The organism is Vibrio sp. CyArs1 (assembly GCF_022432925.1).
GTDB classification, from domain to species: Bacteria; Pseudomonadota; Gammaproteobacteria; order Enterobacterales; family Vibrionaceae; genus Vibrio; species Vibrio mediterranei.
The window spans coordinates 254,506-277,687 of sequence record NZ_JAKRBO010000003.1 but is presented as its reverse complement, the minus strand read 5'-3'; the positions used below and the strand labels follow the sequence as shown (position 1 = coordinate 277,687).

At 43.0% G+C, this 23,182-nt stretch carries 20 protein-coding genes; 9 read left to right on the top strand and 11 right to left on the bottom strand.

Going from position 1 to position 23,182, the window contains the following annotated elements; all coding sequences use genetic code 11:
- Positions 1-60: 60 nt before the first annotated feature.
- From MMA19_RS11810 to MMA19_RS11800, 3 genes are all read right to left on the bottom strand, one after another.
- Positions 61-978 carry a DMT family transporter gene (locus tag MMA19_RS11810; protein WP_240206292.1) on the bottom strand — a complete coding sequence of 306 codons (918 nt, stop codon included), beginning with the start codon at positions 976-978 and terminating at the stop codon, positions 61-63.
- Positions 979-1,207: 229 nt separating this feature from the next.
- On the bottom strand, positions 1,208-2,122 hold the full coding sequence (locus MMA19_RS11805; protein WP_062456139.1) for a LysR family transcriptional regulator: 915 nt from the start codon (positions 2,120-2,122) through the stop codon (positions 1,208-1,210).
- A gap of 6 nt (positions 2,123-2,128) precedes the next feature.
- Complete coding sequence (locus MMA19_RS11800) at positions 2,129-2,584, bottom strand: MarR family transcriptional regulator (RefSeq protein ID WP_239921482.1); 456 nt, start codon at positions 2,582-2,584, stop codon at positions 2,129-2,131.
- A gap of 105 nt (positions 2,585-2,689) precedes the next feature.
- Between MMA19_RS11800 and MMA19_RS11795 the strand changes: the two genes are divergently transcribed.
- The 3 genes from MMA19_RS11795 to recQ all read left to right on the top strand — a co-directional run bounded on the left by MMA19_RS11795 (position 2,690) and on the right by recQ (position 6,648).
- A complete protein-coding gene (locus MMA19_RS11795) occupies positions 2,690-3,112 on the top strand; it encodes an organic hydroperoxide resistance protein (RefSeq protein WP_031493924.1) in 423 nt (140 codons plus the stop codon).
- 270 nt (positions 3,113-3,382) lie between these two features.
- Positions 3,383-4,183, top strand: a complete 801-nt coding sequence (gene nagB / locus MMA19_RS11790; protein ID WP_031493925.1) for a glucosamine-6-phosphate deaminase — start codon at positions 3,383-3,385, stop codon at positions 4,181-4,183.
- A 332-nt stretch (positions 4,184-4,515) separates the two neighbouring features.
- Entirely contained in the window at positions 4,516-6,648 is a 2,133-nt protein-coding gene (recQ, locus tag MMA19_RS11785) for a DNA helicase RecQ (protein WP_240206291.1), read from the top strand.
- Positions 6,649-6,908: 260 nt separating this feature from the next.
- On the opposite strand, the gene MMA19_RS11780 is transcribed toward recQ, so the two are convergent.
- The 4 genes from MMA19_RS11780 to MMA19_RS11765 all read right to left on the bottom strand — a co-directional run bounded on the left by MMA19_RS11780 (position 6,909) and on the right by MMA19_RS11765 (position 13,227).
- Positions 6,909-7,844, bottom strand: coding sequence for a LysR family transcriptional regulator (locus MMA19_RS11780; protein ID WP_240206290.1), 936 nt, complete (start codon positions 7,842-7,844; stop codon positions 6,909-6,911).
- 155 nt (positions 7,845-7,999) lie between these two features.
- The gene (locus MMA19_RS11775; RefSeq protein ID WP_240206289.1) at positions 8,000-9,454 is read right to left on the bottom strand and encodes a DUF1254 domain-containing protein; all 1,455 of its coding nucleotides are present in this window, start codon (positions 9,452-9,454) and stop codon (positions 8,000-8,002) included.
- A 519-nt stretch (positions 9,455-9,973) separates the two neighbouring features.
- Positions 9,974-12,160 (bottom strand): malate synthase G, encoded by a 2,187-nt coding sequence (locus MMA19_RS11770; RefSeq protein WP_240206288.1) that lies wholly within the window; start codon positions 12,158-12,160, stop codon positions 9,974-9,976.
- 113 nt (positions 12,161-12,273) lie between these two features.
- Positions 12,274-13,227 carry a LysR family transcriptional regulator gene (locus MMA19_RS11765; RefSeq protein ID WP_240206287.1) on the bottom strand — a complete coding sequence of 318 codons (954 nt, stop codon included), beginning with the start codon at positions 13,225-13,227 and terminating at the stop codon, positions 12,274-12,276.
- Between the two features lie 173 nt (positions 13,228-13,400).
- On the opposite strand from MMA19_RS11765, the gene MMA19_RS11760 reads away from it, so the two are divergent.
- Together MMA19_RS11760 and MMA19_RS11755 are read left to right on the top strand one after the other, a co-directional pair.
- On the top strand, positions 13,401-14,999 hold the full coding sequence (locus MMA19_RS11760) for an isocitrate lyase (protein WP_006070353.1): 1,599 nt from the start codon (positions 13,401-13,403) through the stop codon (positions 14,997-14,999).
- A 139-nt stretch (positions 15,000-15,138) separates the two neighbouring features.
- Positions 15,139-15,705: a hypothetical protein gene (locus MMA19_RS11755; RefSeq protein ID WP_240206286.1), complete on the top strand. Its 567-nt coding sequence runs from the start codon at positions 15,139-15,141 to the stop codon at positions 15,703-15,705.
- Between the two features lie 81 nt (positions 15,706-15,786).
- On the opposite strand, the gene MMA19_RS11750 is transcribed toward MMA19_RS11755, so the two are convergent.
- Together MMA19_RS11750 and MMA19_RS11745 are read right to left on the bottom strand one after the other, a co-directional pair.
- The gene (locus MMA19_RS11750) at positions 15,787-16,077 is read right to left on the bottom strand and encodes a hypothetical protein (protein WP_006070351.1); all 291 of its coding nucleotides are present in this window, start codon (positions 16,075-16,077) and stop codon (positions 15,787-15,789) included.
- A 234-nt stretch (positions 16,078-16,311) separates the two neighbouring features.
- Positions 16,312-16,755 (bottom strand): DUF2753 family protein, encoded by a 444-nt coding sequence (locus MMA19_RS11745; RefSeq protein ID WP_006070350.1) that lies wholly within the window; start codon positions 16,753-16,755, stop codon positions 16,312-16,314.
- A 179-nt stretch (positions 16,756-16,934) separates the two neighbouring features.
- Between MMA19_RS11745 and MMA19_RS11740 the strand changes: the two genes are divergently transcribed.
- A complete protein-coding gene (locus MMA19_RS11740) occupies positions 16,935-17,192 on the top strand; it encodes a type B 50S ribosomal protein L31 (RefSeq protein WP_038227414.1) in 258 nt (85 codons plus the stop codon).
- Between the two features lie 9 nt (positions 17,193-17,201).
- Positions 17,202-17,345 (top strand): type B 50S ribosomal protein L36, encoded by a 144-nt coding sequence (ykgO, locus tag MMA19_RS11735; RefSeq protein ID WP_006070348.1) that lies wholly within the window; start codon positions 17,202-17,204, stop codon positions 17,343-17,345.
- Positions 17,346-17,451: 106 nt separating this feature from the next.
- Here the strand turns inward: ykgO and MMA19_RS11730 are convergent, their stop codons facing one another.
- Both MMA19_RS11730 and MMA19_RS11725 read right to left on the bottom strand, forming a co-directional pair.
- On the bottom strand, positions 17,452-18,711 hold the full coding sequence (locus MMA19_RS11730; protein ID WP_236109330.1) for an amidohydrolase family protein: 1,260 nt from the start codon (positions 18,709-18,711) through the stop codon (positions 17,452-17,454).
- A 163-nt stretch (positions 18,712-18,874) separates the two neighbouring features.
- Entirely contained in the window at positions 18,875-19,582 is a 708-nt protein-coding gene (locus MMA19_RS11725; RefSeq protein WP_038227417.1) for a GntR family transcriptional regulator, read from the bottom strand.
- Positions 19,583-19,766: 184 nt separating this feature from the next.
- On the opposite strand from MMA19_RS11725, the gene MMA19_RS11720 reads away from it, so the two are divergent.
- A complete protein-coding gene (locus MMA19_RS11720) occupies positions 19,767-21,095 on the top strand; it encodes a 6-phospho-alpha-glucosidase (protein ID WP_038227418.1) in 1,329 nt (442 codons plus the stop codon).
- 57 nt (positions 21,096-21,152) lie between these two features.
- Entirely contained in the window at positions 21,153-22,706 is a 1,554-nt protein-coding gene (locus MMA19_RS11715) for an alpha-glucoside-specific PTS transporter subunit IIBC (RefSeq protein ID WP_240206285.1), read from the top strand.
- Positions 22,707-23,182 lie beyond the last annotated feature (476 nt).

Sequence of the window (23,182 nt, the reverse complement as noted above, 5' to 3'; positions counted from 1 at the left end):
CCTTTCCTCCGCTATGTTTAATGTGGCTAGTTGGGTAACCAATCTAGCCACAGTGATATCTTAGTTTGCCTGTTTCATACTGTATACCGAGTACAATACTAAGCATAACCCAACGGCGTGATAGACAGTAAATGCCTCACCTAGAACAAGCACCGCCGCTAATGCCGTAATGCCGGGGCCTATATTTGACGTGACACTCAATTCGGTCGCGGTTAGTCGTGCCATTCCAGCTGCGATAAGGTAAGAGGGAAGCACTGTGCAGAAGATTCCTAATATAATACCCAGCAAAATTAGAGGAAACGACCAGTCACTCGGACTAATCCCTGATAAGAACAAATGCACTAGGATCGCTAATCCGGCGCTACCCATGCCAATACTGGTAAACAGCTCGCTTCCCATCTTACTTATGATGTTTTTACTTAACATTAAGTAAGCAGCAAACACGATGGCCGATGCTATAGCCAAGCCACTCCCCTTCCACACTTCTCCGCCAAAAGACTGTAAGTCGTGAGCGATAATAAAACCAATACCTAAATACCCTATACCAACGGCTTTAAGCACAAGCTTGGATGGCGCTTGTCCCAAAAATACCCAAGAAAATAGCACCACGAAGCTGGGGAATAGGAATATAAGTAACCGTTCGAGTTGAGCACTGATGTACTCCAATGCGGCTATATCTAGATAACTGGCAACGTAGTAACCTAAAACGCCTACTAATGCAGCTTGCCACCCATGACGTCTAACGTGCTGGCGCCTTTCCGCTGAACGACAAAGAACACAAAGCACCAATAAATAAAAAGGCAGCGAGCTAAATGCGCGTAACGACATGATGGTTGTAGCATCGCCACCATATTGAAAAGCGATTTTAATCAATATCGGCTTGAGTGAGAAAAGCGCCGCTCCAGATAAAGCGAACACTAACCCTTTAACATATTGAGGCTTCGATGACGTTTGGGATGATTCTATCGCGTTGCTCATTCTTACTCCCTTTCAATAAAGGCTACGAGAATAAGCGGTGTGGACTGGCTACGCTTTACTCGTAGCCAGGCACAGAAAAACCTACCGAGCTACTGGTATATCGAGTAGAAGCCAGAGGTAGTTAGACTGTGCAAACATATGAATTTCCTTAGTGATGAAATAACAGACTATTTCATCACCTATCAATATGCAACTGCCAATACGGTTTTCATAAACAAGCAGCTAAGGTTTAAGCGAGATTTCGAAGATAATTACATAGCCATGCGATGGCATGATCGTTAATGCTAGCTCGGTTCCACACCAAACTGTATGCCACCTTACCGTATTCAAAAGGCAGGGGTTTTGCTACCAATCCTTTTGCTTGAAGCGCAATATCGGCCCATTTTTTAGAGCAAGTAAACAGCAAATTGGATTGATGACACAGTACAGCTGCCGCACCAAAGTCTGAAACATTCACTTTTACATCTCTAGCGCGATATTTCTGGCGTAGAGTCTGCTCAAAATAAGGGCGATTGAGTTCGGCATCTGAAATACCGATATGCTGACTATTTAGATAATCATCAATTGTCAGTTCACGTCCTGCTAACGGGTTTTCAGAAGACATTAGGCAAACCAATTCATCTTCCAGAATCACTTCCCAAATCAACTCTTTGGTATTGGTTGGGGCTTGGCTCACATCGTGAGGGAGAATAATGAAATCTACTTGGCCACTGTGCAAAGCGTCGAAGCCAAATCGAGCCTTTGTCATGATTTGGAGTTTGGCCTTTGGCGTGCACTCTATGGTAAGCCGCGCCAAGGAATGCGCAAACAACTCAAAAGTGCTTTCTCTCATCGATAGGCTGAACCGACCTTCAAATGAGTTTGGTTCAAATCGTGTTTGGTTCAATAAGCCGTTCATACTTGCCAGCATAGAGTGAATCAATGGCGCGATTTTTACGGCATAAGGGGTTGGCGTGAGTTGAGAACCATCACGGTAAAACAATTCATCGTCTAATATTTCACGTAACTGAGTGATGGTTTTGCTCACACTGGATGGCGTAACCGACAGTACTTCTGCTGATTTGGTGACACTGCTTGTGTCAAGCATGACATGAAGCGCCAGAAGGTGCTTAAAGCCTACTTTTGATAATCCTTCGATATCCATCAAGTACTAATCCATTAGGTTATTGGTCAATTGTTCACAGATTCGTTTTAATGTCAGCGCGTCTTCCAGTTCCAATTGAGCCTTACATGCAATGGAGTTGGGGACTGACATGGCTTTTTCACGCAGAGCAAAGCCCTGTTCTGTGACAGTAATCATTCTCGCACGCTCGTCTGTTTCACTGCGTTTTCTCTCCACAAGCCCTTTCTGTTCAAGTCTTTTAAGTAAAGGAGTGAGCGTTCCAGAATCCAACTTCAAGTCTGCACCAATGTCTTTAACGTTCATCGGGGCTTTCTTCCACAATACAAGCATGGTCATGTATTGCAGATATGTCAGGTCAATCTGTTCCAAAATTGGTCGATAAGCTCGCGTCAGCGCATTACTAGCGCTGTAAAGTGCAAAGCAAACTTGCTTATCGATATCTAATGACTCTAGTTGGTCGAACTTCATATCTTTCCAAACCATTTATTTATATTGCGCACAATATACTTGCAATCACTCTTATTTGGCAATATGATTTGTGCACAATCTAATTACACGCAATCATTATTAATACATAAGGAATGAATCATGTCTGCACTTTATACAACTTCTGCTACCGCTCTTGCTGGACGTAACGGACAAGTGACTACAGATGACGGTCTATTAGATCTTGCGTTGTCATATCCTAAAGCACTTGGCGGCACGGGAACGGCGACTAACCCAGAACAGCTTTTTGCTGCTGGTTATTCAGCGTGTTTTTCGAACGCAATCCTTCATGTTGCTCAGCAGCAGAAGCTTGGCCTAAAAGCGGCGCCGACAAAAGCAACGGTTGCATTAAAAGCAAACGAACAAGGCGGATTTGTTTTGGATGTTGCGCTTGATGTGACATTAGATATGGAAGATGCCGCTGCTATTGAACTGGTTCGTGTTGCACACCAAGTATGCCCATATTCAAACGCTCTACGAGGCAATGTCGATGTTGCAGTTACTGCAAACGGTCAAGCTATCTAAAGAATTCTAGAGGGTGCATCGCGCCCTCTTAGCTTTTCACCTCAAAAATGACCTAGCTTACGCGTCGTAACCACTTTATTTACCTATCGAAATTTTTAACTTTCATCCCTTTCACTTTGTCGATTTTGTCGACATAAAGCTAATGAAAAGCGATCCCGATCAAGAAAAATCGCAAAATTCACAGAAAAGTAATAGCCGACTCGAAAAACTTATTTTATAATGCGAATTAATGTTTCAGAACAAACTAAATTCTATTATTAGGGGATCAACATGAGACTTATTCCATTACAAAACGCAGAACAAGTAGGTAAGTGGGCAGCACGCCATATCGCAGAGCGTATCAATGCATTCCAACCAACTGCTGAAAAACCATTTGTTCTAGGTTTGCCAACTGGTGGAACACCTCTTTCTACATACAAAGAGCTGATCGCACTATACAACGCTGGTGAAGTAAGCTTCAAAAACGTTGTTACTTTCAACATGGATGAGTACGTTGGTATCGACCCTGAGCACCCAGAATCTTACCGTTCGTTCATGTACAACAACTTCTTCAATCATGTAGACATCCAAGAAGAGAACATCAACCTTCTTGACGGTCTTGCTGATGACATCGATGCTCACTGTGCTGCGTACGAAGAAAAGATTCGTTCATACGGCAAGATCAACCTATTCATGGGTGGTGTGGGTATTGATGGTCATATCGCATTCAATGAGCCAGGTTCTTCTCTAGCATCTCGTACTCGTATCAAAACTCTGACAGAAGATACTCGTATCGCTAACTCTCGTTTCTTCGATAACGATATCAATCAAGTACCTAAGTACGCACTAACTATCGGTGTGGCGACTCTTCTAGATGCAGAAGAAGTAATGATCCTAACTCTAGGTCACAACAAAGCACTTGCTCTACAAATGGCAGTTGAAGGTTCTGTAAATCACATGTGGACAGTGACAGCACTTCAAATGCACCGCAAAGCGATCATCGTTGCTGACGATGCAGCTCAGCAAGAGCTTAAAGTGAAGACTGTTCGCTACTTCAACGAACTTGAAGTTGAGAACATCAAAGGTCTATAAACCAACTTTTTGAATAAGGGTAATGGAACTTTTTTGTTACCCTTTGTTCTAAAAAGACGTCACTTGCAACAAAAAGTGACTAGCAATGGAGTGCTAACGTATTCCAAAGCTCCGTATAAGTCGGGCTTATATGTCAAGCTAAGCCCGACTATCTCTCCTTCCCCTTCTTTCCTACTTAATCCGTTTTTTTGATTTCTAAACCATCGACTACAACTTTTATTGCATCCTTTCATTGAGTTAACCCGAGTAACCTCAAGTGACAACAGACTGCGCTTGAAAACTATCGTCACGATTGAGAAACTGTGTCGACCTATCCGAATATAGCCAAACCAATGACTCCACAACAATTACTCAAATCCCTTTTTGGTTATGATGAGTTCCGTCATCAGCAAGAGTCCATCATCAACACTCTTATATCAGGAAACGATGTACTGACCTTAATGCCTACTGGAGGCGGTAAATCGATCTGTTATCAGATCCCTGCCATTTTGCGGCAAGGGGTTGGGATTGTTGTGTCACCACTCATTGCTTTGATGCAAGACCAAGTCGATGCCCTTCATCAGATAGGTGTAAAAGCTGCATATTTAAACTCAACTTTAACGCCCTATGATCAGCAGATTGTCGAACAACAGCTAAGATCTGGCGATATCGATATTTTGTATGTAGCTCCAGAACGACTGATGCTGGAGCGAACGCTTAGTCTGCTAGAGCAGTGCCATTTATCATTATTTGCCATTGATGAAGCACACTGCGTTAGCCAATGGGGACACGACTTTCGTCCTGAATACCAAAAGCTAGATGTCCTAAAGCAGCGCTTTCCTTCTGTTCCACGAATAGCACTTACCGCGACTGCGGATAGTCGGACACAGCAAGAAATTATCGAACAGCTGGCCTTAAAGAACGCCGAAGTCTTTGTTCACAGTTTTGATAGACCAAACATTCAATACCACGTCTCAGACCTTAGTAATGCCAAGCAAGAACTCTGGTCATTTATCCAAGCTCATCATCCAGAAGATGCAGGTATTATCTATTGCCTGTCCCGAAAAAAGGTGGAAGAAACAGCTCAATGGCTCAATGAGTTAGGTAAAGTTGCCCTCCCTTATCATGCGGGTATGTCTGCGGATCAGCGAGCGTTGAATCAACAAAGGTTTTTACGAGAAGATGGCATCATCATAGTTGCCACGATTGCGTTTGGTATGGGGATTGATAAGCCTAATGTACGTTTTGTTGGACACTTAAGTCTGCCGAAGAGTATCGAAGCCTATTATCAAGAAACAGGACGTGCCGGACGTGATGGTCAGCCAGCCAATGCCTGGATGGCATTTGGCATGCAAGATATGGTATTACAACGCCAAATGGTGCAAAACTCCGACGCTTCGGAGCAATTCAAATTTACTTCCATTCAAAAACTCAATGCACTGCTAGGCTACTGCGACCTTGCCACTTGTCGCCGCCAAGCACTCTTGGCTTATTTTGGAGAATCACTGGAACAGCCATGCGGTAACTGTGATAACTGCCTTACACCACCCGAGACTTGGGATGGACTAGAAGCTACACAAAAAGCACTTTCTACCGTGTTTCGTACCGAGCAACGCTTTGGTGCTAGCTATTTAATTAATATTCTACTTGGCAAGTCAGACCAAAGAATTGAACAGAACCAGCACCATAACGTCTCTACGTTCGGTATCGGCACCGAATTAAATGCGAAACAATGGCAAGGCGTATTTCGTCAATTGCTTGCAATGAACCTGCTAGAGGTACATGGCGACCATGGCAGTCTCCGCTTGACCGAACATTGTCGACCATACTTAAAAGGTGAAGCCCCCATCCAATTACGAAAGCTTCGTAGTTCTAATTCAAAAGCTCGCTCTAGTACTAAAGGTCGCCGTACTGGACTTTCAACAGGAGACATCAAACAGTTTGATGTATTAAAACAGGTGCGCTCATCCTTAGCGACAGAGCAACAAGTTCCGGCCTATATCATTTGTAGCGACGCGACACTAGAAGCGCTATCGATTGAGAGACCTCAACAACTTGACGAGCTGCATCAAATCTCAGGGTTTGGCGAGACTAAAATCAGCAAATATGGTCAGCGCTTTATTGATGCTATCGAACCCAAAACAGAGCAAGAAATCGTCTTAAATGAGACTGAGCTTGAGTCACTAACACGACTTCAACAAGGATTGGCGCCTGAACAGATTGCGACTGAGCGTAATATAAAACCAGCAACGGTATTGGCCCATTTAGCCAAAGCAATAGAAATCAATGCCTGCCAACTCGAACAGGTCGTCGATATTAGTGAGGCAGAGTTTGATACCATCACAACAGCGGCAATTAGCTTAAATACATTACAAGATTTCAAACTCAAGCCGCTCTATGAGCACCTAGAGCAGAACTACGACTATGCGGTTTTGAAGTGCGTCGTAGCAAAAATCTCATCAAACGCAAAAAATTCTGTGAAATAAAAATGAAAAATCAGTTTTCAAGTTTGCTATTCGCTTTACCACTTTAGTCTAATGTTCCAATCGGAGTGGTGAATATATGATCAAACTGTTTCTACATCATTATGTAGCCAACGATCCTTAAGATTTTTGTATTGGGAGACTCAGCCCTCCCGAGTTTACTATTACTATCTTTCACACCGAGACTATGTTCTCGGTGTTTTTTTATCTGTCATTTTTCCTATGTCCACAGTGGGAAGTTAGGGAGTAATGGAAATTCAAGATCACTTTGTTTTCAAGCTTTGAATACATTGCTTTGAAGTTTGGATTAGCCAACGATGGAAAGCGTTATTTTTCGCACTAGAACTGTATGCAGCAATCGTTAATAAAGGGACTTCAACGTCTTGCATAGGAGTGACTAGAACTAGCTCTTGGGGAACCGAGTTCGCTGCAAGTTCGCTAACGGCCATAATGCTATCCGTTTTCTTAAGAATTTCGAAACAAATATTCATCTGATCGACCTTAGTCAACACATTTACTTCGAAGCCATGTTCTGACAAGTATTGCTCAAGGTAGTGTTTGGCCGTGTATTGATGCGGTAAGATCATTAAGGTAAGAGGATAAGATGCAATTGTGGCGACAGATGCCCCCTGTTCCACTATAGGATGATCTTTTCGGCAACAGATTTTAAAATCTGATTGGCCTATTTGTTTCTGATGGATCCCTTTTGAAATATCAATGGGAGAAAAGTTGATTCCTAAGTCTAACTGACGGTGTTTCAATTTACTGTCGGTATCCCATGACCAGTTTTCGAAATGGAGTTGTGCATTTGGTGCTTGCTCGTGTAACAGTTCAAAAAGTGTGGTCACGATAGGTTGATAAAGAACAGGACTAATCCCAATACGAATGGTCCCAGAGTATTCCTGCGGCGAGAAACCTTGCTCTATTTCCAGCGCCTCTTCAAAACTTGTGTATAAATCGGGAATGCGAAGCAGTATTCTTTCGCAATATGGTGTGGGAGTGAGACCATGAGGATGACGTATGAAAAGTTCATCTTGCAGCTGCTCGCGAATTTTCTTAAGAGACTTACTCACTGCAGATTGGGTAACAAAGAGTTTTTCTGCAGCTTTAGCAGTACTTTTTTCTTGCCCAAGAACTTGAAGTAGATGCAAGCTATTCAAGCTTAAAGTAGATATTGAGCGACTCTTAATCTGTACCATAACCTCAAGCTATCCTTAATGCTATCAAGTCCCTAAATAGAGAGTAAAAGAGGCTTTATTCAGTGCCTTGCTGACTACTACCATATACATAAAAGAAAAAGCCATCAATCATAAAGAGAGATGGCTTTGAGATTTAATGGAGCGTCACGTAGCTTTTATTCGGAATCAATACGTTGAATATCGCCCAGCATAAAGTTACCATTGAAGAAGTCGGCTTGAGGGCCGTAAAGCCTAAATAGAGTAAAGAACTGTTCGCCTTTAGTGGTTGGCATGCAATTGGTGTAGTCTCTGTATTCACACTTCGAAGACCAGTAGATATCAGTACTTCCATCTTGGTTGAATGTCATCTCTGGCTCATTGGATGCCCAACCCAAACGGTCAGCTCCGTAGATGAAGCTTCCTGTTTCCATAGAGTAAGTGAGAAATGACCAAAAGCGTTCCGCTGGTACATCAACGGGAACATGTATCGTGTAATCGTAATCACCATACATTGGGTTCCCTTCAGCATCGAGAACACCTTTGATATAGGTTGTCGACCGAGATTCCGCCAAAGACTTAGGCGGAGCTATGTAATAAGCGAATGTCGTTCCTCGGCCTGCATAGTCGTGCCAATAAGCAGTGGTGTATGTTGCATTGGTTAGCATCATTTCTCTGTTTACAGGAATCGTCCACTGCGATTGTTCACCCCACAATTTGGGCGCGTAATGTGTGAAGTTATCTTTCATTTCTGCGTGAAGGTTCGCGATTGCCTGATTTAACATTACTTGCTGCTCTGGAGATGGTGCGAAATCTTGTCCTTTTTCTAAGCCAAGATAACGCAACATTCCGTACATTGCTTTCTCATCATGCTTAATAACTTCGTTTTGAAGTGCTTGATGTGCTCGCTCCCAAAATGAGGTTTTGAAGTGATCTTGCCATTGGAGATGTGTATCTACGATGACACTATCCATTGCTTTGAATACTGTTTGAGTGTTACTTGAACCCAGTGGGTATATTTTTATGCCACTTTTCACGTAATCGACATGGCTTTTCATATCTTCATTTGAAGTCGTTTTAGTCATCGATCGTATGGCGGTATAGCCTTGAAAAGTTTCTTGTTCCACGACAATGTAGCCTTCTGTATCACCCTGATAACCATGTGGAACGATTAAGTACTTCCCTCCTTTGCCCTGGTCAGCGCCATCGGGACCTAAGTCAATTAGAGGTTTATGCCAAGAGTCGAGTAATGTGCCAAAGAAGGCATTATCTTCAGTTGCAGCCGGAATCTCGATGACTACCGGACCATGTTCAATACTATGATAGGTGTGGACATACGGTGTATTATTATTGCCAGTCATCATCTGAGTATGCCAAGTCACAGGGCGTTTAAAAAAATACACCGTGTTGTTACGGTCACCACCAAACTTACCAATGGTTTCAGATGCCATCGTTTCGTAAAGAACTTGTGGAATGAACCAGGTACCAGCTTCAAGCGCTCTGCGTTCAAACCTTTGTTCAGCAAAGGAAGATGCTTGATTAGGCGAAAGGATCTCTGTGTTAGCAAAAGAATAGGAGAGAGGTGTTACTGCAGTCGCTGCACATAACACGAAACAAAGCACTGTTTTGTTCATAAAAGCCTCAAATGAATTATAAAATTAGTCTTGAGGCTTATGATAGAGATTAGTTGACATTTAAATACTGAATGAAATTCCGATAGGTATTCCAACGAAGAATATCAGTTAATCCCTTTGTAAAGGTGAAATGATAAACCTAATGTTCGTTAGCCTAAGGGGGGAAACCTATTATTCCAATAAGCTATTCTTATCTGACAAAACAACCTGCAATGACAGAATTTAGACTTGGTCACTTATTGGTAAGTAATGTCGAAAGGGGCGAAAATGAGTTTAGCAACATCGTCCTTGTTAGATTCTAGGAGCACAGAAAGCACTATCGATATAAGAACCTTGCGTGAGTTCAGTCCTCCCTTGCAGACTCAAGCACTGATTACTTAAATAAATATAAATTCCAAATAGTTATAAAAAACACCCCAACATTAAGAAGACTTAGTCGCAAAATAAAAAAAACCGCGCTCTAAAGCGCGGCACCTTGGGCTCGGTTTAATTGGGGGTGTATTTTTTATAGTTGATTGTTTAGTGTTGGGTTGCTTTTAGCTTCAAGCGCATCGCATGAAGAACAGGCTCCGTGTAACCATTAGGTTGTGCACAGCCTTCAAATACAAGCTGGCATGCGGCTGAAAACGCAATGCTACTTTCAAAATCAGGCGCCATATTTTTGTAGTTAGGGTCACCTGCATTTTGCTCATCAACAACTGCAGCCATACGCTTCATGGTTTTCATAACTTGCGCCTCATTACAAATGCCGTGACGCAGCCAGTTAGCGATATGTTGACTAGAGATACGTAGTGTCGCTCTGTCTTCCATCAGGCCAATATCGTTGATATCCGGTACCTTAGAACAGCCAACACCTTGGTCAATCCAGCGTACAACATAACCTAAGATACCTTGCGTATTGTTATCTAACTCGCTTTGGATATCTTTCGCCGTCAACTTTTGATTGCCTAGCAACGGAATCGTCAAGATGTCGTCCACATTCGCTCGAACTCGCTCGCGTAATTCTTTTTGGCGGCTAGGCACACTCACTTTATGGTAGTGCAGCGCATGGAGTGTTGCCGCTGTTGGTGATGGAACCCAAGCGGTATTAGCACCAGCTTGTGGGTGACTAATTTTAGCTTCCATCATCTTGGCCATATTATCGGGCTCAGGCCACATCCCTTTACCGATCTGTGCTTTACCTTGCAATCCACAGGCAAGACCAAGGTCGACGTTTTGATCTTCGTATGCACCAATCCAAGTCATACTCTTCAGCTGTGCTTTAGGAGCGAAGGGGCCAGCTTCCATACTGGTATGAATCTCATCACCAGTTCGGTCTAAGAACCCAGTGTTAATAAACACCACACGATCTTTCGCCCCGCGGATACACTCTTTTAAGTTAACCGACGTACGGCGCTCTTCATCCATAATGCCAACTTTGATGGTGTATCTCTCTAAACCTAGGGCATCTTCAATACGACCAAACAGTTCATTGGTAAATGCTACTTCTTCAGGGCCGTGCATCTTAGGCTTGACGATATTAATGCTGTTAGCGGTTGAGTTTTGATACTGGCTGTTGCCTTTCAAGTCATGCATTGCAATTAACGATGTAATCATGCCATCCATGATACCTTCAGGCACTTCATTACCTTGTGCATCAATAATAGCCGGGTTCGTCATTAAGTGGCCCACATTTCGTATAAACAACATACTGCGGCCTTTGAGCGAAATTTCTCCGCCTGACACGCTAGTATAGTGACGGTCGGGATTGAGACTACGAACAATGGTTTTACCATTTTTCTCAAGCGACTCTTGTAGGTCGCCTTTCATCAGCCCTAACCAGTTTCGATAGGCAAGCGCTTTGTCTTCACCATCCACTGCAGCTACTGAATCTTCGCAATCCATAATCGTAGTCAGTGCCGCTTCCACCAGCACGTCTTTGATACCCGCGGCATCAACACTTCCAATAGGAGCTGTCGGATCGATTTGAATCTCAATATGCAGATTATTATGCTTCAACAAGATGCAAGATGGTGCGCTTGCATCCCCTTGGTATCCAATGAACTGATCACTGTCGATCAACGTAACTTCCTCACCGTTTTCCAACGTTGCGGTTAACGTGTTGCCGATACTGACGTTGCTGATACTGTATTTAGTCACGTCTTTATGAGAGACACCATTTAGCGGTGCTGCTTCATCAAGAAACTCTCGGGCATAAGCCACCACTTTTGCTCCACGAACCGGATTAAAGCTTCCACCTTTCTCTGCACCATCATTTTCACTGATGACGTCTGTTCCATAAAGCGCGTCGTAAAGACTTCCCCAACGAGCATTAGCAGCATTCAAGGCAAAGCGAGCATTCATAATAGGAACAACCAACTGAGGACCTGCTTGCGTTGCAATCTCAGGTTCAACATTGGCAGTGGTGACTTGGAAATCATCGCCTTCTGGTACTAGATAACCAATCTCTTGTAGGAACTGTTTGTATTCCGCAGCATCTATTGCATGCCCAGATCGCTCTTGGTGCCAAGCGTCAATCTGATGCTGTAGATCATCACGCTTAATTAATAGAGCACGGTTTTTAGGCGCTAAGTCTTTAAGAATGGACTCAAAAGATTGCCAAAAGTCGTCAGCATTAATGCCAGTGCCTGGCATCACCTGTTCATTAACTAATTGGTAGAGGGTGCTATCAATGTTCAAGCTTCCCTGTTGAATACGATTGCTCATAAAATCTCTCTCGAATTAATCGATGACTATTCAATAAATTTACGTAACAGACAAAAATTTAGCTAATTTATGCCATTTATAGTGAACATTCACATAATAAATACCCAATTTCACTACTCTGTTACACCACTTTCTAACTCGTTTGCCACACTCTTAATCAAGCGTCTCATCCATTGGTGATCCGGATTACTTTGCAAAAGTGGGCTCCATGCCATCTTCACTTCAAAAGGCTCAATCGCAAATGGTGCTGGCTTTATCAGAAGCTTAGGATTATGACGCTGAAGCTGCGCCGCTTTGGTTGGAATGGTAAGGATCAAGTTTTTCTGCTGGGCAAATAGGATGGCCGACAAATAGTGTCGAGTGAACACCGTAATGTTGCGGGTCTTACCAATACGCATCAGCGCTTCATCAATCCAACCGAGCTTTTGCGCCTCACTTGGATTAATCCCAACCCCAGTCCCCATCCCGGTTTTACTTACCCAAATGTGTTGCGCTTTCAAATACGACAACAAGTCAAAATTATCTGCAATCGGGTTATCGCAACTGAATAAGCATGAGAATCCGTCATGCCATAAGCTCATTTGGTGGAATGACTGAGGAATATCATCAAAGCGGTTGATGATGATATCCACCGTTCCTTGCTCTACATCTTGGTAACTAACATCACTAGGCGTCATGATATCTAGACGGATTTTCGGCGCTATTTCACTTAGCCGCTTAAGCAAAGGTTGAATAATGGTGGACTCCGCATAGTCACTAGCCATTATGCGAAACACCCGCTCACTGTCATCGGCATGGAATTCAGTGGTCGGCTGTAGTGTCTTTTCAACGTTTGCCAAGATATTACGAATCACTGGTTGCAGCTTTTGCGCACGCTCTGTCGGTATCATTCCCTCGCTCGTTCTAACCAACAACGGATCTTCAAACTGATCACGTAATCGGCGTAAACCATTACTCATTGCGGGTTGGGTAATACCCAACTGATTTGCTGCTCTGGTGACATTTCTTTCCCGTAGCAACATGTCTAAATACACAAGTAAATTAAGGTCTATACGAGCAATATTCATATAAAAAATACCGAATATAATAACTATAAATTAACAAAATTATCACACATGCGGCTACGATTTGTCCATAACAACAAATTAAACGGGTCGTCCCATCTGAAACATGAAGCCCTCAGAGAAAGATGACTAAGCCATTTGGCCAATAATATCCAACGTGAAACTAAGGAATAGTTATGTCGCAAATCACTCAAGATATCGAAATGATAGAAGTTGCAAAACGCGCTGCTGGTGCTCCATGGGATGCTATTAATCCAGAATCTGCTGCTCGCATGCGTGCTCAAAACAAATTCAAAACAGGTCTAGATATCGCGCAATACACAGCAGATATTATGCGTGCTGATATGGCGGCCTACGATGAAGATAGCTCTAAGTACACTCAATCATTGGGTTGCTGGCATGGTTTCATCGGTCAACAAAAACTGATTTCTATTAAAAAGCACTTCGGTGGTAAAACCGACCGTCGCTACCTTTATCTTTCAGGTTGGATGGTTGCAGCACTTCGTTCAGAGTTTGGTCCACTGCCTGACCAATCAATGCATGAGAAAACATCGGTTGCTGGTTTAGTAGAAGAGCTATACACCTTCCTACGTCAAGCCGATGCTCGTGAGCTGGGTGGTTTATTCCGTGCTCTAGATGCTGCTCGTGAAGCGGGTGATGTGGATCTACAAGATTCTATTCAAGACCAAATCGATAATCACGTAACACACGTTGTACCTATCATCGCGGATATCGATGCTGGCTTTGGTAACGCAGAAGCGACTTACCTAATGGCGAAACAGATGATCGAAGCTGGTGCTTGTTGTCTTCAAATCGAAAACCAAGTAGCGGATGAGAAACAATGTGGTCACCAAGACGGTAAAGTAACGGTACCTCACGCTGATTTCCATGCCAAACTTCGTGCGCTACGTTACGCCTTCCTTGAGCTAGGTATCGATAACGGTGTTATCGTTGCACGTACTGATTCACAAGGTGCTGGCCTAACAAAAGAAATCGCAGTAGTTAAAGAGCCAGGCGACCAAGGCGACATCTACAACTCTTACCTAGACGTGGAAGAGATCGATGTAGCAGATATGAAGCAAGGCGACGTTTGTTTCAACCGTGAAGGTAAGCTGGTACGTCCTAAGCGTCTACCTTCAGGTCTATATCAATTCCGTCAAGGCACTGGTGAAGACCGTTGCGTATTTGACTGTATCGAGGCGATTAATGCTGGTGCCGACCTACTGTGGATTGAAACTGAGAAACCACATATTGGTCAAATCAAAGAGATGATGGACGGCGTACGTGAAGTTCACCCGAACGCTAAGCTAGTTTATAACAACTCACCATCATTCAACTGGACACTTAACTTCCGTCAGCAAGCTTATGATGCAATGGTTGAAGCAGGGGAAGATGTATCAGCATACGAGCGCGCTAACCTAATGAGCGCTGAGTACGACGAAACTGAACTGTCTAAGCGTGCTGATGAAAAGATTCGCACTTTCCAAGCGGATGCCTCTCGTGAAGCGGGGATCTTCCACCACCTAATCACGCTACCAACATACCACACTGCTGCATTGTCAACTGACAACCTAGCGAAAGAGTACTTCGGCGAGCAAGGCATGTTGGGCTACGTAGCCAATGTTCAACGTAAAGAAATCCGTCAAGGTATTGCCTGTGTGAAACACCAAAACATGTCTGGCTCAGACATAGGTGATGACCACAAAGAATACTTTGCAGGTGAAAATGCGTTGAAAGCAGCCGGTGAACTGAATACTTCTCACCAGTTCGACTAATTAAGGTGGCGATTTGCTCTCTACACACTTATGAGAGTAAATTGATAACACACCTAGAGAGTGAGAATTGCGCCCCAAGACGCAGTCTCACTCTCCACTTCTGTTAGACTAAATTCATTCATGTTTGTTGAGAATGCCTATGACTACAGTTCCTTCCTATCTCCAAGATGCTAAAGAGTTACTATCACAAGATGGCTTTGAAACCAGTGATGTTTGGTACCACGGCACCTCATCGGCGCTCCTGAGCTCTATCCAAGGGCAAGGGCTTAAGCGCTCCGGCGACAAAGCTCTTAACCAAGCCGCGAAAAAGACCATGGCAACGATAGGAAACCATTACACCGAATCTGTCGAGCCTGTTTTTCTGACTCAAAGTAAAGAATTGGCTTATTATTGGGCGCAGCAAACCGTTCGAGACCGCAGCGTTCGTTTTGAAGGTGAAGAAGAACCTATTGTCCTTGCGGTGAATTTATCAGAAAAACAACGTGCCAAAGTAAAGCCCGATGTGGGGGCGATGAGCCTACTAATGATGAGCGTAGGTGAGCGGTTTATGGCGCACTTAGCGCAGATTTATCAAAGCAACAATATTGAAGGTCCCGATATTGACCTGCGAACCGCGGATAGAATGGATTACTTAAATAAGCTCGGCATGGCCTATATCGATCAAGACGTCAGCCTTGCTTGTGTTAGCGTTGTTTCTGAAACATAACGTCTGCTAGTTTTCCCCCAAGATTTCGAAACCGAGATATCAAATCTCGGTTTCTTTCATTTAACGAACATAGATTTCGCCTTACATTCGCTTGTGGCCTGATGTATTAAGCCCATCACCTTCATGAATCACATTGCCATTGATGGTTATCGAGTCTGGACAGGTCAACGTTTTGCCCCATTTAAGCTCTACGGGCTCTTCGGTACTGCCTTTATAAAGGCAGGTTTTTACTTTTGTGCTGACCACATTCCTAACCAATACTTCCGCTTCACCAACATACTCACCATGTCGCGGCGTTTGCTCGTTAGCAAATGAGAATGATGAAAGTGAAAGAAGGACCGAAGCCAATATGATTTGAGTAAGTTTGCTCATGGTAATTCCCCTTGACGTTAATCGTTAGCGAATAGCCGAATACTCCTTTACTCTGCTCATGTCGAATACTATAAGGTGTTTTTTTGACCAATAAAAAACACGTACCATCAGGCAAACTGATACATTTTCATAAGTCGTTGTTTCTTTGCATTGAGAACAACGAACTATCATCACATCTCATATGTAGTCAAAGATTAAAAGAGAATTGCATATAGGAGAGACAACTTAAGCCGATCAATGAATTTTAAACTTCACAATCAACTCACAATCATTTGTCGTTTGCATGTCAGCTATATGATTTGCAACCTTTGGATTCGGATGGCGTTTTAGAAATTCGACCAATGCAGACTTGCAACACCCCAGCGAAGAGATAAAACGATCACAACTAGTACGCGGACATTGAGGTAACAAGGTCATCACTTCTTCTGAAGCTAGTTGTAAGTACTTCAGTTCATATTCACTGTCTCCTTGTGCACGCCAAAAGTCAGCAAGGTTATGGCAGGACATTACTTTAACCGCCAGTAGATCTTCCAACTCTTCAAGGTCTGATGTATCAAATTTCATCTGCTGTGATTCAGACAGCGCGATTTGGTAATGGGCGACCGCTGCCATCAACTCCCCTTGTTTCTCCGCTTCGTCGGCTAACAGTGTATGTCTTTCCCATTTTTTCATATCCATCGCTCTAACCTTCAACTCTCCATACCAAGAAACTAGATGATATTGATTATCATTTAAATATCAACCGTAACTTTGTTATGGATTAGTCATCACACAAACCACCATTGAAATTTCTGTTGCATTCTTCATTCGATAACGATTATCATTTGCAATGTTATAACATAACAATTGGAGGCATTATGAAACCGAATATTCATCCAAATTATCGTCAGGTTGTTTTTCACGATACGAGCGTAGACAAGTACTTTATCGTTGGCTCAACGCTGGAAACAGACCGAACTATCGAGTGGAAGGATGGTAAAACCTATCCGTATATGACTATTGAAGTGTCATCGGAGTCACATCCTTATTACACAGGAAAACAAAGAGTTATTCATAAAGAAGGACGAGTGGCTAATTTCAATCGCCGCTTCGGCCATGTCGCTACCAACAAGTAAGGAACACAAATGAAGGTACTTAGCTCACTCAAAAGTGCTAAACAGCGCCACCATGATTGCCAAGTCGTTAAGCGCCGCGGCCGCATTTATGTAATATGCAAATCCAACCCAAGATTTAAAGCGGTTCAAGGAAAAGTGAAGAAGAAAGCCTGACTGCAAGTTATCGGTAATAAAAAAGGGCAATGAATGATGACTTCACTGCCCTTTTTTGTATATTTGCTCGTTCTTTTACATTGAAGAAAGTGCCGCTTTCATGAGGCTAAAGAGTGTTTTTGTAAACGACACCATCCTTCATGATGATTTTTTGTCTATCGCAATTCATAACACAATCTACGCCATTGAGCGGGTTACCATCGATAATCAATAGATCCGCGTAAGCTCCTTCAACAATCTGACCCAGTTTCCCTTGCGGGTATGGGTGCTGGTACGTTGACATCTCAAACAAGCGCCCACAGTTTGAAGTTGCCATACGCAGCGCAGTTATCGTATCGAAGGTTTGCTCGATAGCCGCCAACTCATTAAGTTGAGTCGCGTGCACATCTTTCTCACCCACACAATCAGTACCGAATGCCAAGTTTTGGATGTCGTATTTCTTAATAAGCTCAGCGGAGTAAAACATAGCTTTACCAACTCGCTCAGTTTTGCGATAAGTTTCTTCATTTGGCAGCGGTATTTTTCGCTCTGCAATTAAGGACGACGTGAAGTATGACGGGATAACCCAAATCCCCTTTTCTTTGATAGTTTGTGCGATATCGTCATCCATGATTGTAGCATGTTCAAAAGACATGACTCCCGCTTCAGCAGCTCGGCGCATCGCATCTGCGGTATGAATATGCGCCGCTACGTAGGTTCCATAATCAGAGGCCGCCTCAACAGCCGCTTTCATTTCATCCAACGTGTACTGCAATGTATCTAGTGGATCGAATGTTGAGGAAGCACCACCACCGGCCATAATCTTGATTTGAGAGGCGCCCATAAACAACTGCTCGCGTACTGCTTTTAATACTTCAGCACGACCATCCGCGACTTTCATCGCTCCCAGTTTCATCATCGGTGAATCTTCGTGGTCACCTTTGCGTTCTTGAGCTCGGTTTTGGCGGTAGTCAGAATGACCACTCGTTTGAGAAATAGCCGCCATAGACGGCAAAATGCGAGGTCCTAATGCGTAACCATTATCGATACTGGTTTTGAGTCCAAGCGTATTACCAGCCACGTCACGAATGGTGGTGAACCCACGCATTAGCATCTCTTCGGAAATCTTGGCCGAACGAATCGCCACTTCCTCACGTGTCATGGTATCAATAACATTAAACGGTGCAGAGAGAGTAATATGTACATGGGCATCAATCAGACCAGGCATAACTGTGCCACCCTTCGCATCAATAACTTCATCAGCAACTGAAAGATCAATATCACCAATCTCTACTATCAAATTGTCTTCAATGAGAATCGATACATTTTCTATCAGCTTGTCATCGACACCGTTAAATACATTTGTATTGATAATCACTTTTTTCATGATGGCTTCCTCTAGAACACTATTAAGTTGATGGAGGCATCATAGACAAAGCAAAGGTTAGTGAATTGCCATTTGGCGACATAACTGTTGATTATTTAGGCAGGCCAAATATACCTAAAGGGTTTCACCCTTGATAATACTGCCACGCAATTTGCTTCTTAAGTTACCGATAGGCTATATAGTCAAAGCTGTATTGATTTACTCTAAAATAGTGCACCGTATACTCAAACACGATACCACTTTCTAGCTCACCAACAGAATCGACGCGAATAACCGGATCGGCCATATCCATATTGAGTTCGTCAGCGGTTTTTTTATTCAATATTTCGGGCTTGATCGATTGACGAGAAAGTTTGATTTTTAGTCCTTTCGTCTTTTCTATGTAGTCGTATTTGGAGCTGCGCATAGCTTTAATACTAAGATCGGGAAATAGAGAAACGGGTAAATACGTGTGTTCTAGCACTTCAGGCTCATCATCTATCATTCGTAAACGGCGGATTGAATACACCTCTTCTCCAATTGAAACGTTAAGCTTATCTGCCACTAGCTCATTGCATTCAATAAGTTCAAACGTAATTATCTTCGAGCTTGGCGTCTTGCCTTGTGCTGAAACCTCTTCTACGAAGCCGCTCAACTGTAGAGCATTATGTTGCGCCTTAGGTGCTTTAACATAAGTACCGCTGCCCCTTTGGCGAAACAATAAATCTTTATCCACCAGTAGTTGCATTGCTTTACGAATAGTCACTCGGCTTACATCAAACTCTTTTTGCAGCTCGCCTTCAGTTGGCAAGATAGAGCCTGCTGACAGTTCACCATTACTGATCTTTTCAATCAAAGTATCAGCTATCTGCAAGTATCTAGGTTTACTCATCTCATCTCCTTAATCTCCATGCATGATAAAAGTAAACTGTGATCGACGATACATTTAAAATACTTTTAAGCTCGATTATTGTGAAGGATATTATAATTTACACTCAAAGTATCTTATATGTATTGCTCAATATAATACTTTTAAGATACTTTTGTGCCATCAAGTTAAACATCAGGACATTTCAATGAACAAGCAAAACCTAACCGTTGTTGGCGCAGGCAGTACCTACACGCTGGGTATGATGAACAGCCTAATTGCAGAAAAAGATACCTTTCCTTTAAAGCGTGTTGTTTTTTATGACATTGATGCTGAGCGCCAAGAATCAAATGCCAAAGCGACAGAGATTCTATTTAAAGAGCACTATCCGGAAGTTGAAGAATTCATTTACACAACAGATAAAAGTGTCGCATTCTCAAACTCAGACTTCTTCTTTATTCAGATTCGTACTGGCGGCTTAGAAGGGCGCGAACGAGATGAGCAAATTCCGCTCACTCACGGCTGTGTCGGTCAAGAGACATGTGGTGCTGGCGGTATGGCTTACGGCCTTCGTTCTATTGGTGACATGATTGAGTTGGTTAACGATATCCGCTCGTACTCAAAAGAAGCATGGATCCTTAATTACACCAATCCAGCAGCGATTGTTGCAGAAGCACTTAACCGTGAATTCCCAGATGATAAGCGCATCCTGAATATTTGCGATATGCCAGCCGCTATCATGGTGAGTTACGCAAACCTATTAGGTTGTGAGTTCTGGGATCTAGTACCTGAGTACTTTGGCCTAAACCACTATGGTTGGTTTACCAAGATCAAAAATAAACAAGGCCAAGATCTGACGGATGAAATCAAGAACATTATCCTACACCAAGGAATTAGTGCCGTTGATCCTGAAATTGCTGATGATCCGTCATGGCAAGCTACATTCCAAAATATGAAAACGATGCTTGAGGATAACCCAGAGTATCTGCCGAATACCTATCTCCAATACTACTTGTATCCAGAAAAAATGGTCGCAAAAGAGCAGATCAACAACACTCGAGCACGCCAAGTGATCAACGGTCGTGAAAAGAGAGTGTTTGAGTTAAACCAACGCATTATTGATGCTGGGACAACCGCTAATGAGACCTTACACGCTGACATTCATGGGCGCTATATGGTTCGAGTAGCAGCATCCCTAGCATACAACATGGGCGACACTTATTTGGTCATCGTGCCAAACAATGGTGCGATTTCAAATCTTCAGGATGATGCCATGGTTGAGGTGCCTTGTGCCCTAACTAATGACGGCCCTAAAGCGTTTGCAGTTGGCACCATTCCAACATTCCAGAAGGCCATGATTGAAAGTCAGTTAGGATACGAAAAATTAGTCGTAGATGCATGGTATGAAGGTAATAGACAGAAGTTAATCAATGCATTAACCCTCAACCGTACCGTTATTAATGTCCCTAAAGCTAAAGCTATCGTTAACGATCTTCTAGAAGAAAATAAAAACTATTTGCCACAATTTTCCCAATAACTTGAACCACCTCTAAGCAGGAAGGAACTCCTGTTTAGAGGTACCTTTGAGGTCACTATGAAAGACATGATACAAAGATTTGGGGCAGCCATGTTTGTCCCTGTTTTGCTATTCCCTGCGGCAGGTATGCTGCTTGGATTTACCGTTATGCTCCTAAACCAAGATCTGTTCCCTTGGGCAGTTCCTGGTTCAACATGGCACAGTGTTTCCACCATTTTGCTACAAGCGTCATTAGCTGTTTTCAAAAATATGTCTCTTATTTTTGCAGTTGGCTTACCCATCGCGCTAGCAAAATCAGCGTCAGGTCGTGCGGTACTTGCCACCCTCGTCTCTTACATCACGTTTAACTACGTTATTGGTGGAATATTACAATTTTGGGGGGCTGATCTTGGCGTCAATTATGTTGCTGGTGAGCGTGGTCTAACTGAAATTGGCGGTATCTTAACACTGGATACCAACCTTTTAGGTGCTATCGTTATCGCGAGTGTATCGGTTTGGGTTCATAACAAATACTTTGACCGTAAACTACCGGACTGGGCTTCTGTGTTCAATGGCACCCCATTAGTGGTTATTATTAGCTTCCCTATGATGGTTGCACTTGCTGTTATCACATGCTTTGTATGGCCAACTATCCAAGGTGGTATCAATGGTCTACAAACGTTCTTAGTCAACTCAGGTTCGTTCGGTGTTTGGGCATTTACTCTTCTTGAGCGTCTATTGATCCCTACTGGTTTGCATCACTTTGTTTATGGTCCTGTATTCTATGGTCCAGTCGCGGTTGACGGCGGTACTGTTGCTTACTGGATTCAGCACATTCAACAATTTGCAGAAAGCAGCGCCCCCTTAACTGAACAATTCCCTCAGGGCGGCCTCATGTTAACTGGTATGGGCAAAGTGTTTGGATGTACAGGTATCGCACTAGCCCTTTACTCAACCGCGAAACCAGAAAAGAAGAAGATGGTACTAGGACTTGTTCTAGGTGCAGCCATTACCGCAATTCTGACAGGGATTACCGAACCTATTGAGTTCACATTCCTATTTATTGCGCCTGCTTTATTTGTTTTACATGCACTACTTTCAGCAACAATGGCGACGCTTGCCTTTATGCTCGGTGTCTCGGGTAACTTCCAAACTGGATTAATCGACTTTGTTTTCCAGAACTGGCTGCCATTAGGTGCAAACCACATGGGTACGTATGTGATTCAGATAGCACTAGGTCTCACCTTCACGGCTATATATTTCTTCAGCTTCCGTGCAATTATTCTGAAGTACAACTTAATGACTCCTGGGCGCGATGATGCGGAAGTGAAATTTGTGTCTAAGGCAGAGTATCGTGCATCACAAAAAGGAAATACTGTAAACGGTAGCGAAGACGGCCAAGCCAATGCATTCATTGAAGGCTTAGGTGGGCGCGACAATATCGAGTTACTAACTAACTGTGCTACACGACTACGTGTGAAAGTCAAAAACGCTCAGTTGGTTCAACCAACATCCTATTTCCAACAACAAGGTGCTGTTAACGTGGTTCGTAATGGAGAGAGTTTCCAAATTATTGTTGGCTTGACTGTACCACAAGTTAGAGAAGAGATGAGCCAACTCATTCAAGCCTAACTTCCCTACTATTTTTGTACTTCTACTAAGCCTCTGTTTATACGGAGGCTTTTATTTTGAGGACATAACAATTAATTTTCTTAAGATACAAAAAAGATAAAAACTTTTCTCCTAAACAGGGCTGATTACTACCTGATGTAACAGCCAAGAAGTGACAACAAAGATCGAAACTTTGACTCCATCATCGTTGCTATCCAAACAGATTGTGACAACAAAGTTTGAAACTCACTTTTGGACAAAAGTTTGTCAGTGACTTTACTAAATTAGTAAATCATTAATAACTACAGGTATGGAAAGTCGCTTTGACCCGCCCCCAATAACTAAGCTGAATCAGGAAAAAAACTCAATAAGGAAGTTCCTCTATTGAGTATTACTCAAGTAAAAAACTGGATGGTTTTAGTTATATGAGAAAGACAACTCTAACACCTTGAAGTACAAGTAACCCGACATGACTATTTATTATTAAATAATCATGC